Source organism: Pseudomonas sp. TE36184 (genome assembly GCF_054060055.1).
This window is the reverse complement of the sequence record NZ_JBSSCU010000001.1, coordinates 6,240,121-6,261,815: the sequence shown is the minus strand read 5'-3', so window position 1 is coordinate 6,261,815 and position 21,695 is coordinate 6,240,121. Positions and strand designations below refer to the sequence as shown.

Genomic DNA, 21,695 nt, shown 5'->3' with positions numbered 1-21,695 from the left:
GCCCACAGAGGGACGGCAAAATCGCGCCTATCATATCCAAGATTCGCCATCAGCTTAAGGCCCAGGGCTCAAATGAAACGATCTGCTTTCTTTATTTCCGACGGCACCGGCATCACAGCCGAAACACTGGGCCAAAGCCTGCTCGCGCAGTTCGAAAACGTTACTTTCGCCAAATTCACGCGGCCGTATATCGACAACGCGGATAAAGCGCGGGCCATGGTACAACAAATCAATCTGGCGGCAGAAAAAGACGGCTTTCGTCCGATCATTTTCGACACCATCGTCAATCAAGACATTCGTGAGATCCTTGCTACGTCCAATGGTTTCATGATCGACATTTTCTCGAGCTTCCTGGCGCCGCTGGAACAAGAGTTGAGTGAACATTCCTCCTATTCCGTCGGAAAGTCCCATTCCATTGGGCATAACTCCAACTACATGGAGCGTATCGAGGCGGTGAACTTCGCCCTCGACAACGACGACGGAGCCCGCACCCACTACTACGACAAGGCCGACATCATCCTGGTGGGCGTGTCGCGCTGCGGCAAGACCCCGACTTGTCTGTACATGGCCATGCAATTCGGCATCCGCGCGGCCAACTACCCGCTGACCGAAGACGACATGGAACACCTGACGCTGCCGACGGCCCTGCGCGCGCATTCGCACAAGCTGTTCGGGTTGACCATCGACCCGGACCGCCTGACGGCCATCCGCAACGAGCGCAAGCCCAACAGCCGCTACTCCAGCTATGCCCAGTGCGAATTCGAAGTGCGCGAAGTGGAAAATCTGTTCCGTCGAGAGAACATTGCGCACATCAATTCCACGCATTTCTCGGTGGAAGAGATCTCGGCGAAAATTCTGGTGGAGAAAGGCGTCGAACGCCGCTTTAAATAATCTGTTTGTCTGAACCGACACCATCGCGAGCAAGCCCGCGCCCACAGGAAAATGCATTCCAAAGGTGGGAGCGGGCGTGCTCACGATGAACGATAACTCGGCGAACCCGCCTAAAGGTGGAAGCGCCCACCGCCCTGCCCCAACGCAGTGGCCAGCGCATCAAACCCCGCCCGCAACAACTGATCATCTCCCGACGTATTGCAGATACTCGCCCGGATAAACTGCGGCACTGCGGTCTGCCCCACGGCAAACGCCTCGGCGGTGGCGATCAGGTAATTATTCTGCTTGAGTTCCGCCTCGATTTCCGACGCTCGCCAAGGCTCCGGGACTTCAATCCAGAAGTGCGGGCTATTGAGGTGCGTGCGGTATTCCAGGCCGGCCAACAGGCCCTGCACCAACGCCTTGCGTCGGCTGATCTCGTTGATCTGCTGGCGCAGCAGGTATTCCGCCGTGCCGTTCTCGATCCACTGGGTCGCCAGCTCCAGGGTCACCGGCGTGGCCATCCAGCAGGTCGAACGCAGCGCCGCTGAAATACGGCTGACCAATGCCGGCGGCGCATGCACATAGCCGACACGCAGCCCCGCCGACACGGCCTTGCTCAAGCTGCTGATCAAAATCGTACGCTCGGGCGCGAAATAGCTCAGGGGCGGCGGCCGGTCTTCCACCAGCACACCGTGGGCTTCATCCTCAAGAATCAGCAGGTTGTGCTCACGACAGACTTTGACCAGCGCCTCGCGGCGTGCGACCGATAACACGGCAGTGGTCGGGTTCTGGATAGTGGGCGTGCAGTACAGCGCCGAAACCCGGTGATTGCGACAGACCTCATCGAGTGCCCCGGGCAGCACACCTTCGTCATCCATCTCCAGGCCGATCAGGCGCACACCGAGCATGCGCGCGGCGGTGATCAGCCCCGGATATGTCAGTTGCTCGGTGACCACCGTGTCGCCGGCGCGCAGCAGCGCCATCATCGCGCAGAGCAACCCGTGCTGGCCGCCGTTGACGCAAATGACCTGCTCGGGGATGGGATGAAAATCGCGCTGCACCAGCCACTGCGCACCCGCTTCGCGGTAACGCGGCAGGCCGGCGTCCGGCGTGTAGGCACTGATGTCCTGGAGAAACTTGGCGTTGGTCGACAGGGTCTGGAAACTCTGCGCCAGGAACACCGTCTCCTGCCCCGGGATATGCATGTTGCGGCTCATGTCGAAGTATTGGCGCGGCTCCTCGCTGAAGTTGCGGAAACCTTCATCCCGTTGGCGCTCCATCCCACGCTTGCGCACGAACGTGCCGTCACCTACCCGTGCCACCACCAACCCCAGGCGTTCCAGCTCGCCGTAGGCCCGGCTGATGGTGCCGATGGTCACCCCCAGATTGTCGGAAAGTACCCGATGGGGCGGCAGTTTCCGTCCCGGTTCAATCAAGCCCTCGAGGATGCCCCGTTCCATGACATCGGACAGGCGCTTGTACTTGACGCCCTGCCCATTGGACAACCCCTCACGCATAATTGACACCATGTCAATATTTGTTTTGACAGCCATCTTTAGCCCTAATAGTGTGCTTTTACGGGTTCAATCGCCGAAAAAAATAACTCATTACAAGTTCAATATAGAGTTCAATTCCGGCTCAGGGAAGCAATAAACGATGCCAATGTCCGCCGTTCTCGAAAACGCTGCAAAAACCAAAACTCAAAAACAGTGGTTGGCCGGCCTGGTGACCAGTGTGATGTTTCTCATCGTTTGCCTGAGTTGGGGTACCACTTGGCTCGGCATCAAAATCGCCGTGGAGAGCGTGCCGCCGCTGACCTCCGCCGGTTTGCGCTTCCTGATCGCGTTCCCGCTGTTCCTGTGTTTTGCCATGGTGCGCCGCGAGCCGATCCTGTTCCCCCGGGAAAGCCGTTGGTTCTTCGTGTTCGTGACCCTGTCCTACTTCAGCGTGCCCTATTACCTGCTCAACTACGGCGAAATGCATGTTTCGTCCGGCCTCACCGCGCTGCTGTTCAGTTGCATGCCGGTGTTCATCCTGATTTTCTCCGCGCTGTTCCTGCGCGAGCGCATCTACTTTTCCCAGGTGGTCGGCATCGGTATCGGCTTCGGCAGCCTTTACATGATCATCAGGAGCCAGGGCCTGCACCTGGACCACGCCGAGTTCTTCGGGGTACTGGCGATTCTGAGCGCCGCGATCATGCATGCCTTGTGCTACGTCATTACCAAGCAAAAAGGCAGCGCCATCAGCGTGATCACTTACAACACACTGCCCATCGGGATCGCCGGGCTGATGCTGTTCGTCGCCGGCCTGTGGTTTGAAACACCGACTTTCGAAGCCATCACCCTGCGTTCGTGGGGCGCCCTGTTCTACCTGGGCCTGGTCGCATCGGTGGGCGGGTTCATCGTGTATTTCATGCTGCTCAAGCGCCTGAGCCCGATCATCCTCTCGTTCGTGTTCATCATCTTCCCGGTGTTCGCGGTGATCATCGGCGCCTGGTACGAAGGCGTGGCGATTTCCCGCGACCTCATGCTGTATTCGGCCATTCTGCTGGCCGGTTTTGCGATCACCAAGTTGCCCATCGAAAAACTCATGGCCAAGAAAAATTGAGCCTCTTTGAACGCGAGAGAAACATGGACGTCCTCCGCCCAGAAGCCCTGGAACAGATCTATGCCCACGCCAGCCGCAGCTACCCCGAGGAATGCTGTGGTTTCGTCTTCGCCGACGGCAGCGTGTACCTGGGCAGCAATATCCAGAACGAGCTGCACCGCAAGAACCCCGAGATGTACCCGCGCAGCGCGGCCAACGGCTACACCTTTTCCGTGGCCGACACGCTGCTGCTGAACAAGGCACTTCGCAGCGACAACCCGGTGGTGGTGATCTACCACTCCCACCCTGACGTCGGTGCCTATTTCAGCGACGAAGACCAGGACAAGGCGCTGTTCATGGGCGAGCCGATCTACCCCGTCAGCTACCTGGTGGTGGATGTTCGCCAGGGCCAGGCCCTGGGCTCGAAGCTGTTTGCCTGGGATGGCAAGCATTTCGCCCTTCAACCCTTCAACGACCTGCACACGGAGTTGTCCATGAACGCTGTCTCTTTCCCCGACATTCTGGTTCGCGTGGCCAAGCTGCCGGAATCGACCCTTGAGGGCACCGGATCGACATTGCGCGAAGTCATTGAAAACCTCTGCGACAGCCACCCGCAGTTGCGTATGCACCTGTTCCACGAGAACAACAACCAGCTCAAGGAACACTTCCTGTTTACCGCCGAGGAAGCATTGATCGAAGCAGACGACCGGCTACCGGAAAAGGCCAGGATCGAAGTGTTGCTCGCCACCTCCGGCGGCATCGACGTCGACAGCCTGAGCAATGAAGAAGTGCAGCGTTACGTGCGCCATATCACCCTGCCCGGCGTCGGTCGCGAAGGCCAGTTGAACCTGAAAAAAGCCAAGGTGCTGATCATCGGCACCGGCGGCCTGGGCTCGCCCATCAGCCTGTACCTGGCGGCAGCCGGCATCGGCACCCTGGGGCTGGTGGATTTCGATGTGGTCGAGAGCAGCAACCTGCAACGCCAGATCGTCCACGGCAACAGCACCCTGGGCATGTCCAAGGTCGCGTCCGCCAAGCAACGCTTGCAAGACCTCAACAGCCACATCCAGATCAATGCCCACGACACCGCGCTGACCGCCGACAACGCCCTGGAACTGGTCGGCGCCTACGACCTGGTGATCGACGGCACCGACAATTTCGACACGCGCTACCTGGTCAACGACGCCTGCGTGCAGTTGGGCAAACCCCTGGTGTTCGGCGCCATCTACCGTTTCGACGGGCAGATCAGCGTGCTCAATTACAAAGGCGGGCCCTGCTACCGCTGCCTGTTCCCCAAGGCACCACCGGCGGAACTGGCGCCCAATTGCAGCGCCGGCGGAGTGATCGGCGTGCTGCCGGGGGTAGTCGGGATGATCCAGGCGACCGAGGCGATCAAGTTGCTGATCGGCATCGGCGAACCCTTGTCCGGCCGCTTGATGCGCTTCGATGCACTGGCGATGAAATTCAGCGAGATCCGCTTCAAGCGCCGCGCCGACTGCCCGTGCTGTTCGGAACTGCGCCACAGCGCACCCCTCGCGCCGACAGTCTGCGCCGACGCCGTACCGAGCAAGCCCAGCCTGGCCGAAGAGCGCTACATCAAGCCGCGGGTACTCAAACAACTGCTCGAACGCCACAGCAGCGCCGACGTACTGTTGGACGTGCGCGACGCCAGCGAACTGGAGGTCTGCAAGTTGCCGGGCGTGGTGCATATCCCCCTCGCCGAACTGGACGGTCAGCTCGACAGCCTCAGCCGAGACAACACCCACTACCTGATCTGCTACGCCGGAACCCGCGCCGAGCAAGCGGCCAGCACCCTGCTGGCGGCCGGCTTCGCCAACACCAAAGTTCTGCAAGGCGGCATGAAACATTGGGTTCGCGACGTCGAACCCGATATGCCTTTGTACTGATCACGGCCCTGGGTAACGACCTGATGTTGCATAACTCAATTCTCGACGCCATCGGCCACACACCGATCGTGCGCCTGGCGCAGTTTTCCGAAGACCTCGGTATCGAGGTCTACGCCAAACTGGAATCGCTCAACCCCGGCGGCAGCCACAAGGCGCGCATCGCCTTGGGCATGATCCTCGACGCCGAGCGTCGCGGCGTGCTGATGCGCGACTCCGGGCAAACCATTATCGAACCCAGCGGCGGCAACACCGGCATTGGCCTGGTGATGGCTGGCAACGTGCTCGGCTACAAAGTGGTGCTGGTGATCCCGGATAACTACAGCCCTGAAAAGCAGAAACTGCTGCGCCTGTATGGCGCCAAGGTGGTGCTGTCGGACAGCCGCCTCGGCAACAATTCCCATGGCGAGAAATGCATGGAGTTGCAACTGGAAAACCCCAGCTACGTGATGCTCAACCAGCAACGCAACGGCGCCAACCCGCAGACCCACCGCGACACCACCGCGCCGGAGATCCTCAGCGCCTTCGGTGAGCAGCGCGTGGATTACTTCGTCAGCGGCATCGGCACCGGCGGCCATATCACCGGCATCGGCGAAACCCTCAAGGCCGCCTGGCCGGCCCTGCGCGTGATGGGCGTGGAACCGGAGGAATGCGACCTGCTGAAAAACCAGCACGCCCCCCACCATATCCAGGGCCTGTCGATCGGCTTGATCCCGAGCATCCTCAACCTGGACGTGCTGGACGGCATGCTCAAGGTGTCGCGCGTGGAATGCCTCGACATGATGAAACGCATCATGCGTACCGATGCCATCAGCCTGGGCCTGTCCTCGGCCGCCAATATGGTGGCCATCGCCAAGCTCGCCCCGGAGTTACCGCCCGAAACGGTGGTGTTGACCATGGTCTACGACAATGCCGACAGCTACCTGCCCAGTTTCGAATAACCGGTTATCCAACCATCCAGAATGCGGGGGTGCCTCCATGGGCGGCTTTATCGACATGCAACATCTGCACGATGAATTGCTTACCCACCTCATCAAGACCCTGACGCCCACGCAGATGAAGCAGCTGGAGCCGCACTTGGCGCCGTTGGTCCAGAGCGCCGCCCAGGCAGTGGCCGAGGACCTGATTGCCTACGCCTACCGCGACCCGGCGTCGCGCGGACGCGGCGAGTTGATCCTGGAATCCTATGCCTCGTTCAAGGCGGTGCTGTTCTACCGGCTGGCGCACCAGGTGTGGCATTTTCCCGACCAGACCAACGGGATGTTTTCGCGCATTGCCCTCAAGCTCAGCAACCAGGGCAAGATCCTCTCCGGCGCGGAGATTCACCCGGCAGCGCGCATCGGTCGGCGCTTTGTGCTCGACCATGGCTACGGCACGGTGATCGGTGAAACCTGCGAGATCGGCAACGACTGCTACATCCTCTGCGGCGTGACCCTCGGCGCTCGCGGCATCGCCAACAACCCCGACGGCAAGCGCCACCCGCGCCTGGGCAACAACGTCGAAATCGGCTCCGGCGCCCGCGTGCTGGGCTACGTGCAGATCGGCGACAACGTGTTCATCAGCCCAGCGTGCGTGATCACCCAGGACGTACCGGCGGGGACCAAGGTCAAGGTGGTCAACCAGATCCAATTGCAAAAGAACGACGAATCGGAGCACAGCAGCTACCTCGGCGCCTTCGCTCTCGATGAGCGCCTGCACGTGGTCGGCGAGATCAATGCCAACCACAAGGTCACGGTGCTGGACGCCGACTTTCACCCGTTGCAGGGGCTGATGCTCGAACCCACGGTGAAAGAACGCCATCACCTGCAATTTCGCCTGCGCCACATCGAAATGGGCGACCGCCTGCCACGCCTGCCGCTGAACCTGAAAGTCTGCGGGCCGGAATTTGAAATCACCCTGCTTTCCCCCCCTGGCTTGAGCGCAATGGTGCGTCACCTGCTGCAAGCCAGCCCATTGATTGTCGGAGGTTGAACATGTCTGTGCACACCATGGAAACCCTGGCGCTGTTTGACAGCGCGCCCTACCAGAACGCCTTCAGCGCCCGGGTGATTGCCGTCAGCGAACACGGCATCGCCCTGGAGCACACGCTGTTCTACCCTACCGGCGGCGGGCAACCCGGCGACAGCGGCCACTTCACCCTGGACGACGGCACGCGCGTGGACATCCTCGGCACGGTGCGCGACCCGGTGCAGCGCTCGATCATCTGGCACCAGGTGGAACACTGTCCCGAGCAGTTGAGCGCCGGGGCCCAGGTGGATGCCAGCCTCGATTGGGAACGGCGCTACCAGCACATGAAAATGCACACCTGCCTGCACCTGCTGTGTTCGCTCATCGACGCCCCGGTCACCGGCTGCAGCATCAGCGCCGACAAAGGGCGACTGGATTTCGACCTGCCGGAAATGACCCTGGACAAAGACAGCATCACCCGCGATATCAACGCACTGATCGAACAGGCTCATCAGGTGAAAACCCTGTCGATGCCCGCGTCGGAGTACGCAACCCTGCTGCAGATCACCCGCACCCAAGCGGTAGCTCCGCCCGTGATCCAGGGCTCGGTGCGCGTAATTGAAATTGCCGGAATCGATATCCAGCCATGCGGCGGCACCCATGTGATCAACACCGAAGAAATCGGCCGGGTGTTTTGCGAGAAGATCGAGAAGAAGAGCAAGCATAACCGTCGGGTTATTTTGCGCTTTGAATGAATGTTCAGCAGAACGGGGTCGATGCAGGTGCGGGCTTACCGCCCCACATTGACCCGTTTTTCTATCGCTGAACTTAACCCTTCAGCGCTTTGATCTGGTTATTCAGCTGCTCGATTTGCTTCTGCAGTTCGGAAATCACCTTGGAAAATTCAGCCATCATCTGGTCGATGCGTGTGCGAAGTTGCTCATTGTCGCGTGCGAGATCCTCGAGGGTACGAGGCGCCTGGTTTGATTCATCGGACCGGGCCGACGGGTTGCTTTCGTTGGACTGCGCCGCGCCTTGCTTGCCTTGGCCCGAAGAAGCCCCCTGATTGGCCTGACCCTGACCCTGCGCCGCACCTTGCTTGCCTTGACCGGAAGAAGCACCCTGATTGGCCTGCCCCTGACCCTGACCCTGCGCTGCGCCTTGCTTGCCCTGGCCGGAAGAAGCACCCTGATTGGCCTGACCCTGACCCTGACCCTGCGCCGCGCCTTGCTTGCCTTGACCGGAAGAAGCACCCTGATTGGCCTGCCCCTGACCCTGCGCCGCGCCTTGCTTGCCCTGACCGGAAGAAGCTCCCTGATTGGCCTGACCCTGACCCTGACCCTGACCCTGACCCTGCGCCTGCGCCTGCGCTGCGGGAGGCATCCGGGTCTGGGGAGTATCCGCGCCCAACCTCTTACTCAAATCACCGATCTGGTCTTGAAGCCCTTTAACGACCGAATTGAAACCGGACTCCAACTTATTGAGCCTATCGCCCAGTTGCTTATTTTCGGCAGTCAAGCGCTCAAGGGAGGGAGGAGCATCCCGCCCGGCCCCTTGTGTATTGTCCATACGGCCGCGCGCTTCAGGCGACGTGCCGTTCTGCTTCGCCGCAGGATCACCACGAGTACTGGGGTTCGACGGTGCCGCCTCTTTTCCAGACGCTGCCTTCACCTTGGGGTGCTGCGCAAGCTGGTTCACTTGCTCCTGAAGCTTCATGATTTGCGGCGTTAACTTGGCGACCATCTGATCATATTTTTCGGCCAACTGTCTGTTCTGGCCAGAGAGGTGTTCCAGATGAGCGGGTACCGCGTTTTTTGCCGCAGACGACGCCTTGGCCAGAGGACTGTCAGGTACTCTGAGGCTCTCGTCGGCGCGACGGAGCCTGGCGTTCGGCGACATGTCATAGCCGACGGTGTTGGGCATTGGCGGGCGATTGTTTACGCTATTCATAAAAGGGCCTTTTCAGATTCAGGTGTTTGATCCACAAGCATCGCTTGCCAGATGACCCGCGCCTGCAGGGCATCTGACACCTGATTGGCTTCTATCTGAAAACGGTTCCGAAGATGTAGGACGCATCAATCGCAAAGTATGTCTGTGTCAAAACCTGCCCCTCGCGAGCGTGCGCAACCACGGCGCGTTCATATCACCCATAAATCCACAAAGCGATTCACCGGCGTGGCTTCAAGCCGCGCCTGATCCTTGCACAACGCAAAAATCTCGGCACTGCGCTGGGCCGTAAAGCGCGTCGCCAGGTTGGCCTTGAACTTGTCTTCCAGCAACGGAATACCGTCCACCCGGCGCCGACGATGCCCAATCGGGTACTCCACCGCGACCTGCTCGGTGTGGGTGCCATCGTTGAAGAACACCTGCACCGCGTTGGCGATGGAACGTTTGTCCGCCTCCAGGTATTCGCGGCTGTAGCGGGGCTCTTCGACGATCACCATCTTTTCGCGCAGCTCGTCGATGATCGGGTGCGCAGCGTGGAACTCATCTTCGTACTGCTCGGCCACCAGCGTGCCGAAGGCCAGCGGCACGGCGGTCATGTATTGCAGGCAGTGATCGCGGTCGGCCGCATTGGCCAATGGGCCGACCTTGGAAATGATCCGAATCGCCGACTCATGGGTAGTGATCACGATGCGTTCGATGTCGTGCAGGCGATCCACAACCTGCGGGTGCAAGGTCACCGCAGCTTCGCAGGCGGTTTGCGCGTGGAACTCGGCGGGAAAGCTGATCTTGAACAGCACGTTTTCCATCACATAGGTGCCGTAGGGTTGGGACAGGCTGAAGGTGCGCTTGTCTTCGGGCTTGAGCACCAGGTCCTTGTTGGTGTGACTGAACAGCACATCGTAGAAGCCCCATTGCGGCGCGCTCAACACCCCGGGGATGCCCATCTCGCCGCGCAGCGCGATGTCTGCCAACCGCACACCGCGACTGGAGGCATCACCCGCCGCCCAGGATTTGCGCGAACCGGCATTCGGCGCGTGCCGATAGGTACGCAATGCCTGACCGTCGACAAAGGCGTGGGACAGCGCCGACAGCAGTTGCTCGCGGTTGGCGCCCATCAGCTTGGCGGTGACCGCCGTCGAGGCGACTTTCACCAGCAGCACATGGTCAAGACCGACACGGTTGAAGGCGTTTTCCAGGGCAATCACACCCTGGATCTCGTGGGCCATGATCATCGCTTCCAGCACTGCGCGCACGGTCAGCGGCGCGTCGCCATTGGCCACGCGTCGTTGCGAGAGGTGATCGGCCACGGCGAGGATGCCGCCGAGGTTATCCGAGGGGTGGCCCCATTCGGCGGCGAGCCAGGTGTCGTTGTAGTCGAGCCAGCGCACGATGCAGCCGATGTCCCAGGCGGCCTTGACCGGGTCGAGCCGGAACGACGTGCCCGGCACCCGCGAGCCGAACGGCACCACCGTACCCTCGACCAGCGGCCCCAGGTGCTTGGTGCATTCCGGGAACCGCAGCGCCAGCAGGCCGCAACCGAGGGTGTCCATCAGGCAGTTGCGCGCAGTGTCCAGCGCGGCTGGGGAGTCGATCCGGTAGTTGAGGACGTAGTCAGCGATGTCCTGCAAAACCTGGTCGTAGTCGGGGCGGGTGTTCTGGTCGACGTTGGCGCTCATGGCTGTTCTCCAAAGTGGGTGGGGGGTCAGTCCTCGGGCTCACGGTTACTGGAAGCAGATCTTCGATGCCTGCCTTGGAATAGAGATCCCTTGTGGGAGGGGGCTTGCCCCCGATGACGGCGGGTCAGTCAATGAATGTGTCGACTGGTACACCGCTATCGGGGGCAAGCCCCCTCCCACATTGGATGTGTATCGAGCCTTAGAACGCGTCGCCTGGGACGCGCACGAAGCCTTCCATCAACACCCGCGCGCTACGGCTCATGATGGCCTTCTTCACCACCCATTCGCCGTTGACCTGGGTGGCTTCAGCGCCGACCCGCAAGGTGCCGGACGGATGCCCGAAGCGCACCGCGTTGCGTTCCACGCCGCCCGCCGTCAGCGATGTCCTGCAAAACCTGGTCGTAGTCGGGGCGGGTGTTCTGGTCGACGTTGGCGCTCATGGCTGTTCTCCAAAGTGGGTGGGGGGTCAGTCCTCGGGCTCACGGTTACTGGAAGCAGATCTTCGATGCCTGCCTTGGAATAGAGATCCCTTGTGGGAGGGGGCTTGCCCCCGATGACGGTGGGTCAGTCAATGAATGTGTCGACTGGTACACCGCTATCGGGGGCAAGCCCCCTCCCACATTGGATGTGTATCGAGCCTTAGAACGCGTCGCCTGGGACGCGCACGAAGCCTTCCATCAACACCCGCGCGCTACGGCTCATGATGGCCTTCTTCACCACCCACTCGCCGTTGACCTGGGTGGCTTCAGCGCCGACCCGCAAGGTGCCGGACGGATGCCCGAAGCGCACCGCGTTGCGTTCTACGCCGCCCGCCGCGAGGTTGACCAAGGTCCCGGAAATCGCCGCCGCCGTGCCGATCGCCACCGCTGCGGTGCCCATCATCGCGTGGTGCAACTTGCCCATGGACAAGGCACGCACCAGCAGGTCGATATCGCCGGCCTTGATCGCCTTGCCGCTGGAAGCCACGTAGTCCGCAGGCGGTGCCACGAAGGCCACCTTCGGCGTGTGCTGACGCTGGGCGGCTTCGTCCAGATGCTTGATCAGGCCCATGCGCAACGCGCCATAGGCCCGCACCGTCTCGAACATCGCCAGGGCTTTCGGGTCGCCGTTGATCGCGCCTTGCAGCTCGGTACCGGTATAGCCCAGGTCTTGCGCGTTGATGAAGATCGTCGGGATACCCGCGTTGATCAGCGTGGCCTTGAAAGTGCCGACGCCCGGCACCTCCAGGTCATCGATCAGGTTGCCGGTGGGGAACATCGAACCACCGCCGCCCTCTTCTTCAGCGGCCGGGTCCAGGAACTCCAACTGCACTTCGGCGGCAGGGAAGGTCACGCCGTCCAGTTCGAAGTCGCCGGTTTCCTGCACCGCGCCGTCGGTGATCGGTACGTGGGCGATGATGGTCTTGCCGATATTGGCCTGCCAGATCCGCACCACGGCCACGCCGTTGCGCGGCACGCGGGCCGGGTCGACCAGGCCCGCGCTGATGGCGAAGGAACCCACCGCCGCCGACAGGTTGCCGCAGTTGCCGCTCCAGTCGACGAACGGTTTGTCGATGGCGACCTGGCCGAACAGGTAATCCACGTCATGCTCGGCGCGGCTGCTCTTGGCCAGGATCACGGTTTTGCTGGTGCTCGACGTGGCGCCGCCCATGCCGTCGATCTGCTTGTCGTAGGGATCGGGGCTGCCGATCACCCGCAACAGCAGGGCATCGCGCGCAGCACCCGGGACCTGCGCCGACTCAGGCAGGTCCTGGACGCTGAAAAACACACCCTTGCTGGTGCCGCCACGCATGTAGGTGGCGGGGATCTTGATTTGCGGTACGTGTGACATGGTTATCCTCTTCAGGCGGTCGCCGCCGATTCCAGGAAGTCCTGGGCAAAACGTTGCAACACGCCGCCCGCCTCGTAGATCGACACTTCTTCAGCGGTGTCCAGGCGGCAGGTCACCGGCACTTCGACACGTTCGCCATTCTTGCGGTTGATCACCAGGGTCAACTGCGCGCGCGGGGTGCGTTCGCCGACCACGTCATAGGTTTCGCTGCCGTCGATCTTCAACGTGTGACGGTCGGTGCCCGGCAGGAACTCCAACGGCAACACGCCCATGCCCACCAGGTTGGTGCGGTGAATGCGTTCGAAACCTTCGGCGGCAATCGCTTCCACACCCGCCAGGCGCACGCCCTTGGCCGCCCAGTCGCGGGACGAACCCTGACCGTAGTCGGCGCCAGCGATGATGATCAGCGGCTGCTTGCGCTCCATGTAGGTTTCGATGGCTTCCCACATGCGCGTGACCTTGCCTTCCGGCTCGATGCGCGCCAGGGAACCCTGCTTGACCTTGCCGTTCTCGACGACCATTTCGTTGAACAGTTTCGGGTTGGCGAAGGTCGCGCGTTGCGCGGTCAGGTGGTCGCCGCGGTGGGTTGCATAGGAGTTGAAGTCAACTTCCGGCAGGCCCATTTTCGCCAGGTATTCGCCGGCGGCGCTGTCGAGCATGATCGCGTTGGACGGCGACAGGTGGTCGGTGGTGATGTTGTCCGGCAGCACTGCCAGCGGGCGCATACCCTTGAGCGGCCGCGCACCGGCCAGCGCACCTTCCCAGTACGGCGGACGGCGGATATAGGTGCTTTGCGGGCGCCACTCATACAGCGGCGCGACTTTCGGGCCGGTGTCTTCGTGGATCGCGAACATCGGGATATACACTTTGCGGAACTGCTCCGGCTTGACCGACGCCTTGACCACCGCGTCGATTTCTTCGTCGCTCGGCCAGATGTCTTTCAGGCGGATTTCCTTGCCGTTGGCGTCGAGGCCCAGCACGTCCTTCTCGATGTCGAAACGGATGGTGCCGGCAATCGCATAGGCCACCACCAGCGGCGGCGAAGCCAGGAACGCTTGCTTGGCATACGGGTGGATACGCCCGTCGAAGTTGCGGTTACCCGACAACACGGCGGTGGCGTACAAGTCACGGTCAATGATCTCTTGCTGGATCACCGGGTCGAGCGCACCGGACATACCGTTGCAGGTGGTGCAGGCAAAGGCCACCACGCCGAAACCGAGTTTTTCCAGTTCGTGCCCAAGGCCGGCTTCTTCGAGGTACATGGCCACGGTTTTCGAACCGGGCGCCAGGGACGACTTGACCCACGGCTTGCGGCTCAGCCCCAGCTTATTGGCGTTGCGCGCCAGGAGGCCGGCGGCGATCACGTTGCGCGGGTTACTGGTGTTGGTGCAACTGGTGATCGCGGCAATGATGACCGCACCGTCGGGCATTTGCCCCGGTACTTCTTCCCACTGGCCGGAGATGCCTTTGGCGGCGAGGTCGCTGGTGGCGACACGGGCGTGCGGGTTGCTCGGGCCGGCCATGTTGCGCACGACGCTGGACAGGTCGAAGGTCAAGCCGCGCTCGTATTTCGCGCCCTTGAGGTCGTCGGCCCACAGGCCGGTCTGGCGAGCGTACTGCTCGACCAGGGCGACTTGTGCGTCTTCACGGCCAGTGAGTTTCAGGTAGGCGATGGTCTGCGGGTCGATGTAGAACATCGCCGCGGTGGCGCCGTATTCCGGGGCCATGTTGGAGATGGTCGCGCGGTCGCCCAGGGTCAGTGCCGATGCACCTTCGCCGAAGAACTCGAGCCATGCGCCCACCACTTTCTGTTGACGCAGGAACTCGGTCAGCGCCAGCACCATGTCGGTGGCGGTGATACCGGGTTGCAGCTTGCCCGTCAGCTCCACGCCGACGCTTTCCGGCAGGCGCATCCACGAGGCGCGGCCGAGCATCACGCTCTCGGCTTCGAGGCCGCCGACGCCGATGGCGATCACGCCGAGGGCATCCACGTGCGGAGTGTGGCTGTCGGTGCCGACGCAGGTGTCGGGGAACGCCACGCCGTCACGCACCTGGATCACCGGAGACATTTTCTCCAGGTTGATCTGGTGCATGATGCCGTTGCCCGGCGGGATCACGTCGACGTTCTTGAAGGCTTTTTTGGTCCACTCGATAAAGTGGAAGCGGTCTTCATTGCGGCGGTCTTCGATGGCGCGGTTTTTCTCGAACGCGTCCGGGTCGAAACCACCGGCTTCGACGGCCAGGGAGTGGTCGACGATCAGTTGGGTCGGCACCACCGGGTTGACCTGGGCCGGGTCGCCGCCTTGCAGGGCGATGGCATCGCGCAGGCCGGCGAGGTCGACCAGGGCGGTCTGGCCGAGGATGTCATGGCACACCACCCGCGCCGGGAACCAAGGGAAGTCGAGGTCGCGCTTGCGCTCGATCAGTTGGCTCAGGGAAGCGTTGAGGGTGGCCGGGTCGCAACGACGCACCAGGTTTTCCGCGAGTACGCGGGAGGTGTAAGGCAAGGTGGCGTAGGCGCCGGGGGTGATTGCATCGACAGCCGCGCGGGCGTCGAAGTAATCGAGGCGGCTGCCGGGGAGCGATTTGCGAAATTCAGTGTTCATCGTCAGGACTCGGTCACGGTGATTACAAAAGGAACCCACTGATCCAGATTTGAAATGCGATTCAAATGTGGGAGGGGCTTGCCCCCTCCCACCTTTTGACCTCATTTCAATCCTGGAATCGTCGGCCTTCAGCGACGTTCGATTGGCACGAACTTGCGCTGTTCGACGCCGATGTACTCAGCGCTTGGACGGATGATGCGGTTGTTGGCGCGCTGTTCGAACACATGCGCGGCCCAGCCGGTGAGGCGCGAGCACACGAAGATCGGGGTGAACAGCTTGGTCGGGATGCCCATGAAGTGGTACGCCGAGGCATGGTAGAAGTCGGCGTTGGGGAACAACTTCTTCTGCTCCCACATGACCTTGTCGATGGCTTCGGAGACCGGGAACAACACTTTGTCGTCCACTTCTTCGGCGAGCAGTTTCGACCAGCCCTTGATCACTTCATTACGCGGGTCGCTGTCTTTGTAGATCGCGTGACCGAAGCCCATGATCTTGTCCTTGCGCGCCAGCATGGCGAGGGTGCCGTCGACGGCGTCCTCGGCCGACAAGAAGCGCTCGATCATTTCCATCGCCGCTTCGTTGGCGCCGCCGTGCAGCGGGCCGCGCAGCGAACCGATGGCGGCGGTGATGCACGAATACAAGTCAGACAGGGTCGACGCACAGACACGCGCGGTAAAGGTCGACGCGTTGAATTCGTGCTCGGCGTACAGGATCAGCGACACGTTCATCACTTTGACGTGCAACTCGCTCGGCGCCTTGCCGTGCAGCAGGTGCAGGAAGTGACCGCCGATGGAAGGTTCGTCGGTCACACAGTCGATGCGTTTGCCGTCATGGCTGAAGCGGTACCAGTAGCACATGATCGCCGGGAAGGCAGCGAGCAGACGGTCGGTGACATCGCGCTGTACGCTGAAGTCCTGCTCCGGCTCGAGATTGCCGAGGAACGAGCAACCGGTACGCATCACGTCCATCGGGTGGGCGTCGGCCGGGATGCGCTCGAGCACTTCCTTGAGCGCCTGGGGCAGGTCACGCAGCTTGCTCAGCTTGGCGCTGTAGGCAGCCAGTTCGGTCTTGGTCGGCAATTCGCCGTACAGCAGCAGGTAGGCGACTTCTTCGAACTGCGCATCAGCGGCCAGTTCGCGCACGTCGTAGCCGCGATAGGTCAGGCCGGCACCGGCCTGGCCCACGGTGGACAGTGCGGTCTGCCCGGCCACCTGGCCACGCAGGCCAGCGCCGCTCAGTACTTTTGCTTCAGCCATGGTTACTCTCCAATTTTGTAGTTATCCGGGAGGCGCGTTCGTTACTTCTTGGCGGCGAACAGCGCGTCGAGCTTCTGCTCGAAGGTGTGGTAGTCGATGCGATCGTAAAGCTCCATGCGGGTTTGCATGGTGTCGATCACGTTCTGTTGGGTGCCGTCGCGACGGATCGCGGTGTAGACGTTTTCGGCGGCCTTGTTCATGGCGCGGAAGGCCGATAGCGGGTACAGCACGATGGAAACATCGGCAGATTTCAGTTGATCGACGGTGTACAACGGGGTTGCACCGAACTCGGTAATGTTAGCCAGGATCGGCGCCTTTACCTTTGACGCGAACAGCTTGTACATGTCCAGCTCGGTGATGGCTTCCGGGAACACCATGTCGGCGCCGGCCTCGATGCAGGCGGCGGCGCGGTCCAGGGCGGATTCCAGGCCTTCGACGGCCAGCGCATCGGTACGCGCCATGATCACGAAGCTGTCATCGGTGCGCGCATCCACGGCGGCCTTGATGCGGTCGACCATTTCCTGCTGGGACACGATTTCTTTGTTCGGGCGATGACCGCAGCGCTTGGCGCCGACCTGGTCTTCGATATGGATGGCCGCGGCACCGAACTTGATCATCGACTTGACGGTGCGTGCCACGTTGAACGCCGAGGAGCCGAAACCGGTGTCCACGTCCACCAGCAGCGGCAGGTCGCACACGTCGGTGATGCGGCGCACGTCGGTCAGCACGTCATCGAGGCCGGTGATGCCCAGGTCCGGCACGCCGAGGGAGCCCGCGGCCACCCCGCCACCCGACAGGTAGATCGCCTTGAAACCGGCGCGCTTGGCCAGCAGTGCGTGGTTGGCATTGATCGTGCCGACCACCTGCAATGGGTGTTCGCTGGCGACCGCGTCACGGAAACGCTGGCCTGGAGTGCGGTTGTTATTGGAACTCATGACTCACCTCGCTGAGTGGCTGTCTGGGGAGCACCGCCTGGGAAGTGGCGGGCGATATTGCGTTTGGAGGCGCCGATGTGACGACGCATCAACAACTCGGCCAGTTCACCGTCGCGATCGGCGATCGCGTCAAGAATACGGTGATGCTCGGCAAAGGCCTGGCGTGGACGATTGGGGGTCGCGGAGAACTGGATGCGGTACATACGCACCAACTGGTACAGCTCGCCGCAGAGCATTTGGGTCAAGGTGCGGTTGCCCGCACCCTGGATGATCCGGTAATGAAAGTCGAAGTCACCTTCCTGCTGGTAATAGCCCACACCCGCCTGGAACGCCGCATCCCGTTCGTGGGTGTGCAGCACCTGGCGCAGTTCTTCGATCTCCGCATCGGTCATGCGCTCGGCGGCCAGGCGGCACGCCATGCCTTCGAGGGATTCGCGGATTTCATAGAGTTCGATCAGTTCCGCGTGGCTCAACGACACCACGCGAGCGCCCACATGGGGCACGCGCACCAGCAGGCGCTGGCCTTCGAGACGGTGGATCGCCTCACGCAACGGGCCGCGGCTGATGCCGTAGGTGCGCGCCAGTTCCGGCTCGGAGATCTTGCTGCCGGGGGCGATCTCGCCTTTGACGATAGCGGCCTGTATACGCCTAAAGACGTTCTCCGACATTGTCTGGGATTCTTCCGGGGAGACCACCGGAGCTTCCGATTGATCCAGCATATTGTCGACACCTTTAAAAGCAATGCCGCAAAAACTAGCCAATAAGCCCTACTTAGTCAAAGAATAAATCAACATTGTCGACAATCGTCTAATAACCGCCGTTGTAAGCAACAAGGGCATGGCCGCCTGCCAGCGCTGGCGCCAAAAAAGCATCATGTTAGAATAGACGCCGCTTTTGCCTGACATCTCTTGATGAAACGGCGCACGAGGGAGCTTGCGCAGCAATGCCAGTCGCCTTGAATTGAACATCGCACTGCACCGCCTCAGGATTTATGAGACTCAAGCCCTTCCCCCGATTGTTTTGCCTACTGTTCATACCAGGACTTATGCCGGGGCTATGCGCTGCCGCCGAGAAGACCGTGTATGGCCTCAACGAATACGCCAAGCTGGCGGATATCGACCTGGAAGTGGCGGCCAAACTCGACACCGGCGCCAAGACCGCCTCGTTGAGCGCCCGCGATATCAAACGCTTCAAGCGCAACGGCGAATCCTGGGTACGCTTCTACCTGGCCATCGACACTGCCCATTCCCACCCCATCGAACGCCCACTGGCCCGCGTCAGCAAGATCAAGCGCCGCGCAGGTGACTACGACCCCGATGAGGACAAGAACTACACCGCCCGTCCGGTGATTGCCCTGGATATCTGCATGGGCAGCGCTTTACGCAGCATCGAAGTGAACTTGACTGACCGCAGCGCTTTCCAATACCCGCTGCTGATCGGCTCCGAAGCGCTGAAACGCTTTGATGCGCTGGTCGACCCCAGTCTTAAATACGCAGCGGGCAAACCTGCCTGCGCCGCCGACGCTCATACCGCCGAGTAAACCGAATGCGCTCTCTGACCCTGCACCTGAAAATCCTCATCACCCTCCTGGTGGTGCTGGGTATTTCGGTCACCGCCTACCAGATCTTCGTGCTGGGCATTCCCGTCACCGAGGACGCCACCGACGACTTGTGGAACATCGACGCCAAGGTCGAGTTCGTCGCCAACCCGAAAGACCCGGTGAAGATCCAGATGTTCGTGCCGCCCCTGAGCCGCGACTTCGTCAGCCTCAATGAGAGTTTCATCTCGAATAACTACGGGGTCAGCGTCAACCGCATCGATGGCAACCGCAAGGTCACCTGGTCGGCGCGCCGGGCCAAGGGCAAGCAGACCCTGTATTACCGCCTGGTGCTGACCAAGCGTTACAGCGGTGAAAAGGTCAAGATCAAGGGCCCGACCTTCCGCGACAGCATCGCCGTGGAAGGCCCGGAAAAAATCGCCGCCGAAGCCCTGCTCGCGCCGATCCGCCAGCACTCGGCCGATGTGGAAACCTTTATTACCGAAGCCATCAAGCGCACCAACAACCTCAACGACGACAACGTCAAGCTGCTGCTGGCGGGCGACCCGTCGACACCGCACAAGGCCAAGATCGTCGAACTGCTGCTGTCCATCGCTCACGTGCCGGTGGAAAAGGTCCACACCATCCGCCTCGTCGCCGACCAGCCGCAAACCCCGGAACTGTGGCTGCGCAGCTTCAATGGCAATGACTGGCTGTACTTCAACCCAGAAACCGGCGAACCAGGCCTGCCCGCCGACCGCCTGCTGTGGTGGACCGGCGATGAAAACCTGATCACCGTCGATGGCGGCAAGAAAGCCATGGTCACCTTCAGCCTGAACAACAGCGAAATGAACGCGATCCGCCTGGCCAAGCTGACCGACGAAAACACCGACGCCAACTTCCTCGAATACTCGCTGTACGGCCTGCCGCTGCAAACCCAGCAGACCTTCATGATCATGGTGATGATCCCGATCGGCGTGCTGGTGATCCTGATCCTGCGCAACCTGATCGGCCTGCAGACCCTGGGCACATTTACCCCGGTGCTGATCGCCCTGGCGTTCCGCGAGACTCAGTTGGGCTTCGGGATTGTGCTGTTTACGATCATCACCGCGCTGGGCTTGTCGCTGCGCTCGTACCTGGAACACCTGAAGTTGCAGATGCTGCCGAGGCTGTCGGTGGTGCTGACCTTCGTGGTGGTGCTGATCGCGGCCATCAGCCTGTTCAGCCATAAACTGGGGCTGGAGCGCGGGCTGTCGGTGGCGCTGTTCCCGATGGTGATTCTGACCATGACCATCGAACGCCTGTCGATCACCTGGGAAGAACGCGGCGCCAGCCATGCGCTGAAAGTGGCGATCGGCACGCTGTTCGCGGCGTCCCTGGCGCACCTGATCATGAGCGTGCCGGAGCTGGTCTACTTTGTGTTCACCTTCCCGGCGATCCTGCTGATCCTGGTGGGCTTCATGCTGGCCATGGGGCGTTATCGCGGCTACCGCCTGACCGAGCTGGTGCGCTTCAAGGCCTTCCTCAAGGCTGACTCGTAATGTTCGGCTTCTGGAAGACCTGGAAGGCCCTGGAAGCGCGGGGCATCATGGGCATCAACCGGCGTAATGCGGACTACGTGCTCAAGTACAACAAGCGCAGCCTGTACCCGATCGTGGATGACAAGATCATCACCAAGGAACGCGCGCTGGCGGCCGGCATTCATGTGCCGGAAATGTACGGGGTGATTTCCACCGAGAAGGAAATCGACAAGCTCGACGAGATCATCGGTGGACGCAACGACTTCGTGATCAAGCCGGCCCAGGGCGCCGGCGGTGACGGCATCCTCGTCATCGCCGACCGCTTTGAGGGGCGTTATCGCACGGTGTCCGGCAAGATCATCAGCCATGAGGAAATCGAGCATCAGATTTCCAGCATCCTCACCGGCCTGTACTCCCTGGGCGGCCACCGCGACCGCGCGCTGATCGAGTACCGCGTGGTGCCCGACCAGATTTTCAAGAGCATCAGCTACGAAGGCGTGCCGGATATCCGCATCATCGTGCTGATGGGCTACCCGGTGATGGCCATGCTGCGCTTGCCGACCCGCCAGTCCGGCGGCAAGGCCAACCTGCACCAGGGCGCGATCGGCGTGGGCGTCGACCTGGCCACCGGCCTGACCCTGCGCGGCACCTGGCTGAACAACATCATCACCAAACACCCCGACACCACCAACGCGGTGGATGGCGTGCAACTGCCCAACTGGGACGGTTTCATGAAACTCGCCGCCGGCTGCTATGAGCTGTGCGGGCTGGGCTACATCGGCGTGGACATGGTGCTGGACCAGGAAAAAGGCCCACTGATCCTCGAACTGAATGCGCGGCCGGGGCTGAATATCCAGATCGCCAACGACTGCGGCCTGACCCTGCGCACCCACGCGGTCGAGGCACGACTGGAAACCCTGAAAGCTGCCGGCGTGACGGAAATGCCGGAAGAACGGGTGAAGTTCGTGCAGGCCATGTTCGGGCACATCCCCGCCGTCGAAGGTTGAGCCAGCCTTCGATCTGTCTATCCCCGACATCCCCTCTAGGACCAAATCCTACAGGGGTCTACAATCCCCTC

At 61.5% G+C, this 21,695-nt stretch carries 17 protein-coding genes and 1 pseudogene; 9 read left to right on the top strand and 9 right to left on the bottom strand.

Features of this window, described 5'->3' with window-relative positions; genetic code table 11:
- Positions 1–72 precede the first annotated feature (72 nt).
- Positions 73–891 carry a posphoenolpyruvate synthetase regulatory kinase/phosphorylase PpsR gene (gene ppsR, locus ACVWZP_RS28460; protein WP_046382423.1) on the top strand — a complete coding sequence of 273 codons (819 nt, stop codon included), beginning with the start codon at positions 73–75 and terminating at the stop codon, positions 889–891.
- Between the two features lie 110 nt (positions 892–1,001).
- Here the strand turns inward: ppsR and ACVWZP_RS28455 are convergent, their stop codons facing one another.
- Positions 1,002–2,426, bottom strand: a complete 1,425-nt coding sequence (locus ACVWZP_RS28455) for an aminotransferase-like domain-containing protein (protein ID WP_026139808.1) — start codon at positions 2,424–2,426, stop codon at positions 1,002–1,004.
- Positions 2,427–2,586: 160 nt separating this feature from the next.
- On the opposite strand from ACVWZP_RS28455, the gene ACVWZP_RS28450 reads away from it, so the two are divergent.
- Genes ACVWZP_RS28450 through ACVWZP_RS28430 form a run of 5 tightly spaced genes read left to right on the top strand, consistent with a single transcriptional unit; the run spans position 2,587 to position 8,065 of the window.
- Positions 2,587–3,480 carry a DMT family transporter gene (locus ACVWZP_RS28450; RefSeq protein WP_162231523.1) on the top strand — a complete coding sequence of 298 codons (894 nt, stop codon included), beginning with the start codon at positions 2,587–2,589 and terminating at the stop codon, positions 3,478–3,480.
- A gap of 23 nt (positions 3,481–3,503) precedes the next feature.
- A complete protein-coding gene (gene moeB / locus ACVWZP_RS28445) occupies positions 3,504–5,366 on the top strand; it encodes a molybdopterin-synthase adenylyltransferase MoeB (RefSeq protein ID WP_126588836.1) in 1,863 nt (620 codons plus the stop codon).
- 23 nt (positions 5,367–5,389) lie between these two features.
- The gene (locus tag ACVWZP_RS28440; RefSeq protein ID WP_017845200.1) at positions 5,390–6,304 is read left to right on the top strand and encodes a PLP-dependent cysteine synthase family protein; all 915 of its coding nucleotides are present in this window, start codon (positions 5,390–5,392) and stop codon (positions 6,302–6,304) included.
- Positions 6,305–6,341: 37 nt separating this feature from the next.
- Entirely contained in the window at positions 6,342–7,334 is a 993-nt protein-coding gene (locus ACVWZP_RS28435; RefSeq protein ID WP_457370327.1) for a serine O-acetyltransferase, read from the top strand.
- 2 nt (positions 7,335–7,336) lie between these two features.
- Positions 7,337–8,065 carry an alanyl-tRNA editing protein gene (locus tag ACVWZP_RS28430; RefSeq protein ID WP_046382419.1) on the top strand — a complete coding sequence of 243 codons (729 nt, stop codon included), beginning with the start codon at positions 7,337–7,339 and terminating at the stop codon, positions 8,063–8,065.
- Between the two features lie 73 nt (positions 8,066–8,138).
- Here ACVWZP_RS28430 and ACVWZP_RS28425 read toward each other — a convergent pair whose 3' ends face one another.
- The 8 genes and pseudogenes from ACVWZP_RS28425 to ACVWZP_RS28390 form a co-directional block, all read right to left on the bottom strand.
- Positions 8,139–9,260, bottom strand: a complete 1,122-nt coding sequence (locus ACVWZP_RS28425; RefSeq protein ID WP_457370326.1) for a hypothetical protein — start codon at positions 9,258–9,260, stop codon at positions 8,139–8,141.
- Between the two features lie 188 nt (positions 9,261–9,448).
- Positions 9,449–10,933, bottom strand: coding sequence for a 2-methylcitrate dehydratase (gene prpD / locus ACVWZP_RS28420; protein ID WP_457370325.1), 1,485 nt, complete (start codon positions 10,931–10,933; stop codon positions 9,449–9,451).
- Between the two features lie 199 nt (positions 10,934–11,132).
- Positions 11,133–11,315, bottom strand: a pseudogene (locus tag ACVWZP_RS28415) (PrpF domain-containing protein); the annotation flags it as partial.
- A gap of 257 nt (positions 11,316–11,572) precedes the next feature.
- Entirely contained in the window at positions 11,573–12,763 is a 1,191-nt protein-coding gene (gene prpF, locus ACVWZP_RS28410) for a 2-methylaconitate cis-trans isomerase PrpF (protein ID WP_017848471.1), read from the bottom strand.
- Positions 12,764–12,774: 11 nt separating this feature from the next.
- A complete protein-coding gene (gene acnD, locus ACVWZP_RS28405; RefSeq protein ID WP_046382417.1) occupies positions 12,775–15,369 on the bottom strand; it encodes a Fe/S-dependent 2-methylisocitrate dehydratase AcnD in 2,595 nt (864 codons plus the stop codon).
- Positions 15,370–15,497: 128 nt separating this feature from the next.
- Positions 15,498–16,625 (bottom strand): bifunctional 2-methylcitrate synthase/citrate synthase, encoded by a 1,128-nt coding sequence (prpC, locus tag ACVWZP_RS28400; protein ID WP_046382416.1) that lies wholly within the window; start codon positions 16,623–16,625, stop codon positions 15,498–15,500.
- Between the two features lie 41 nt (positions 16,626–16,666).
- Positions 16,667–17,560, bottom strand: coding sequence for a methylisocitrate lyase (gene prpB / locus ACVWZP_RS28395; protein WP_017848474.1), 894 nt, complete (start codon positions 17,558–17,560; stop codon positions 16,667–16,669).
- A complete protein-coding gene (locus tag ACVWZP_RS28390; RefSeq protein WP_046382415.1) occupies positions 17,557–18,279 on the bottom strand; it encodes a GntR family transcriptional regulator in 723 nt (240 codons plus the stop codon). The genes prpB and ACVWZP_RS28390 overlap by 4 nt, the downstream gene beginning before the upstream one ends.
- A gap of 272 nt (positions 18,280–18,551) precedes the next feature.
- Here ACVWZP_RS28390 and rloA point away from each other — a divergent pair, with 272 nt between their 5' ends.
- From rloA to ACVWZP_RS28375, 3 genes are read left to right on the top strand one after another with little or no spacing between them, the layout of a single operon-like run.
- Entirely contained in the window at positions 18,552–19,100 is a 549-nt protein-coding gene (rloA, locus tag ACVWZP_RS28385) for a retropepsin-like aspartic peptidase RloA (RefSeq protein ID WP_026140213.1), read from the top strand.
- 5 nt (positions 19,101–19,105) lie between these two features.
- Complete coding sequence (rloB, locus tag ACVWZP_RS28380; RefSeq protein ID WP_046382414.1) at positions 19,106–20,638, top strand: osmotic stress tolerance membrane protein RloB; 1,533 nt, start codon at positions 19,106–19,108, stop codon at positions 20,636–20,638.
- Entirely contained in the window at positions 20,638–21,624 is a 987-nt protein-coding gene (locus ACVWZP_RS28375; protein ID WP_457370324.1) for an alpha-L-glutamate ligase-like protein, read from the top strand. The genes rloB and ACVWZP_RS28375 overlap by 1 nt, the downstream gene beginning before the upstream one ends.
- The last annotated feature ends 71 nt before the right edge of the window (positions 21,625–21,695 follow it).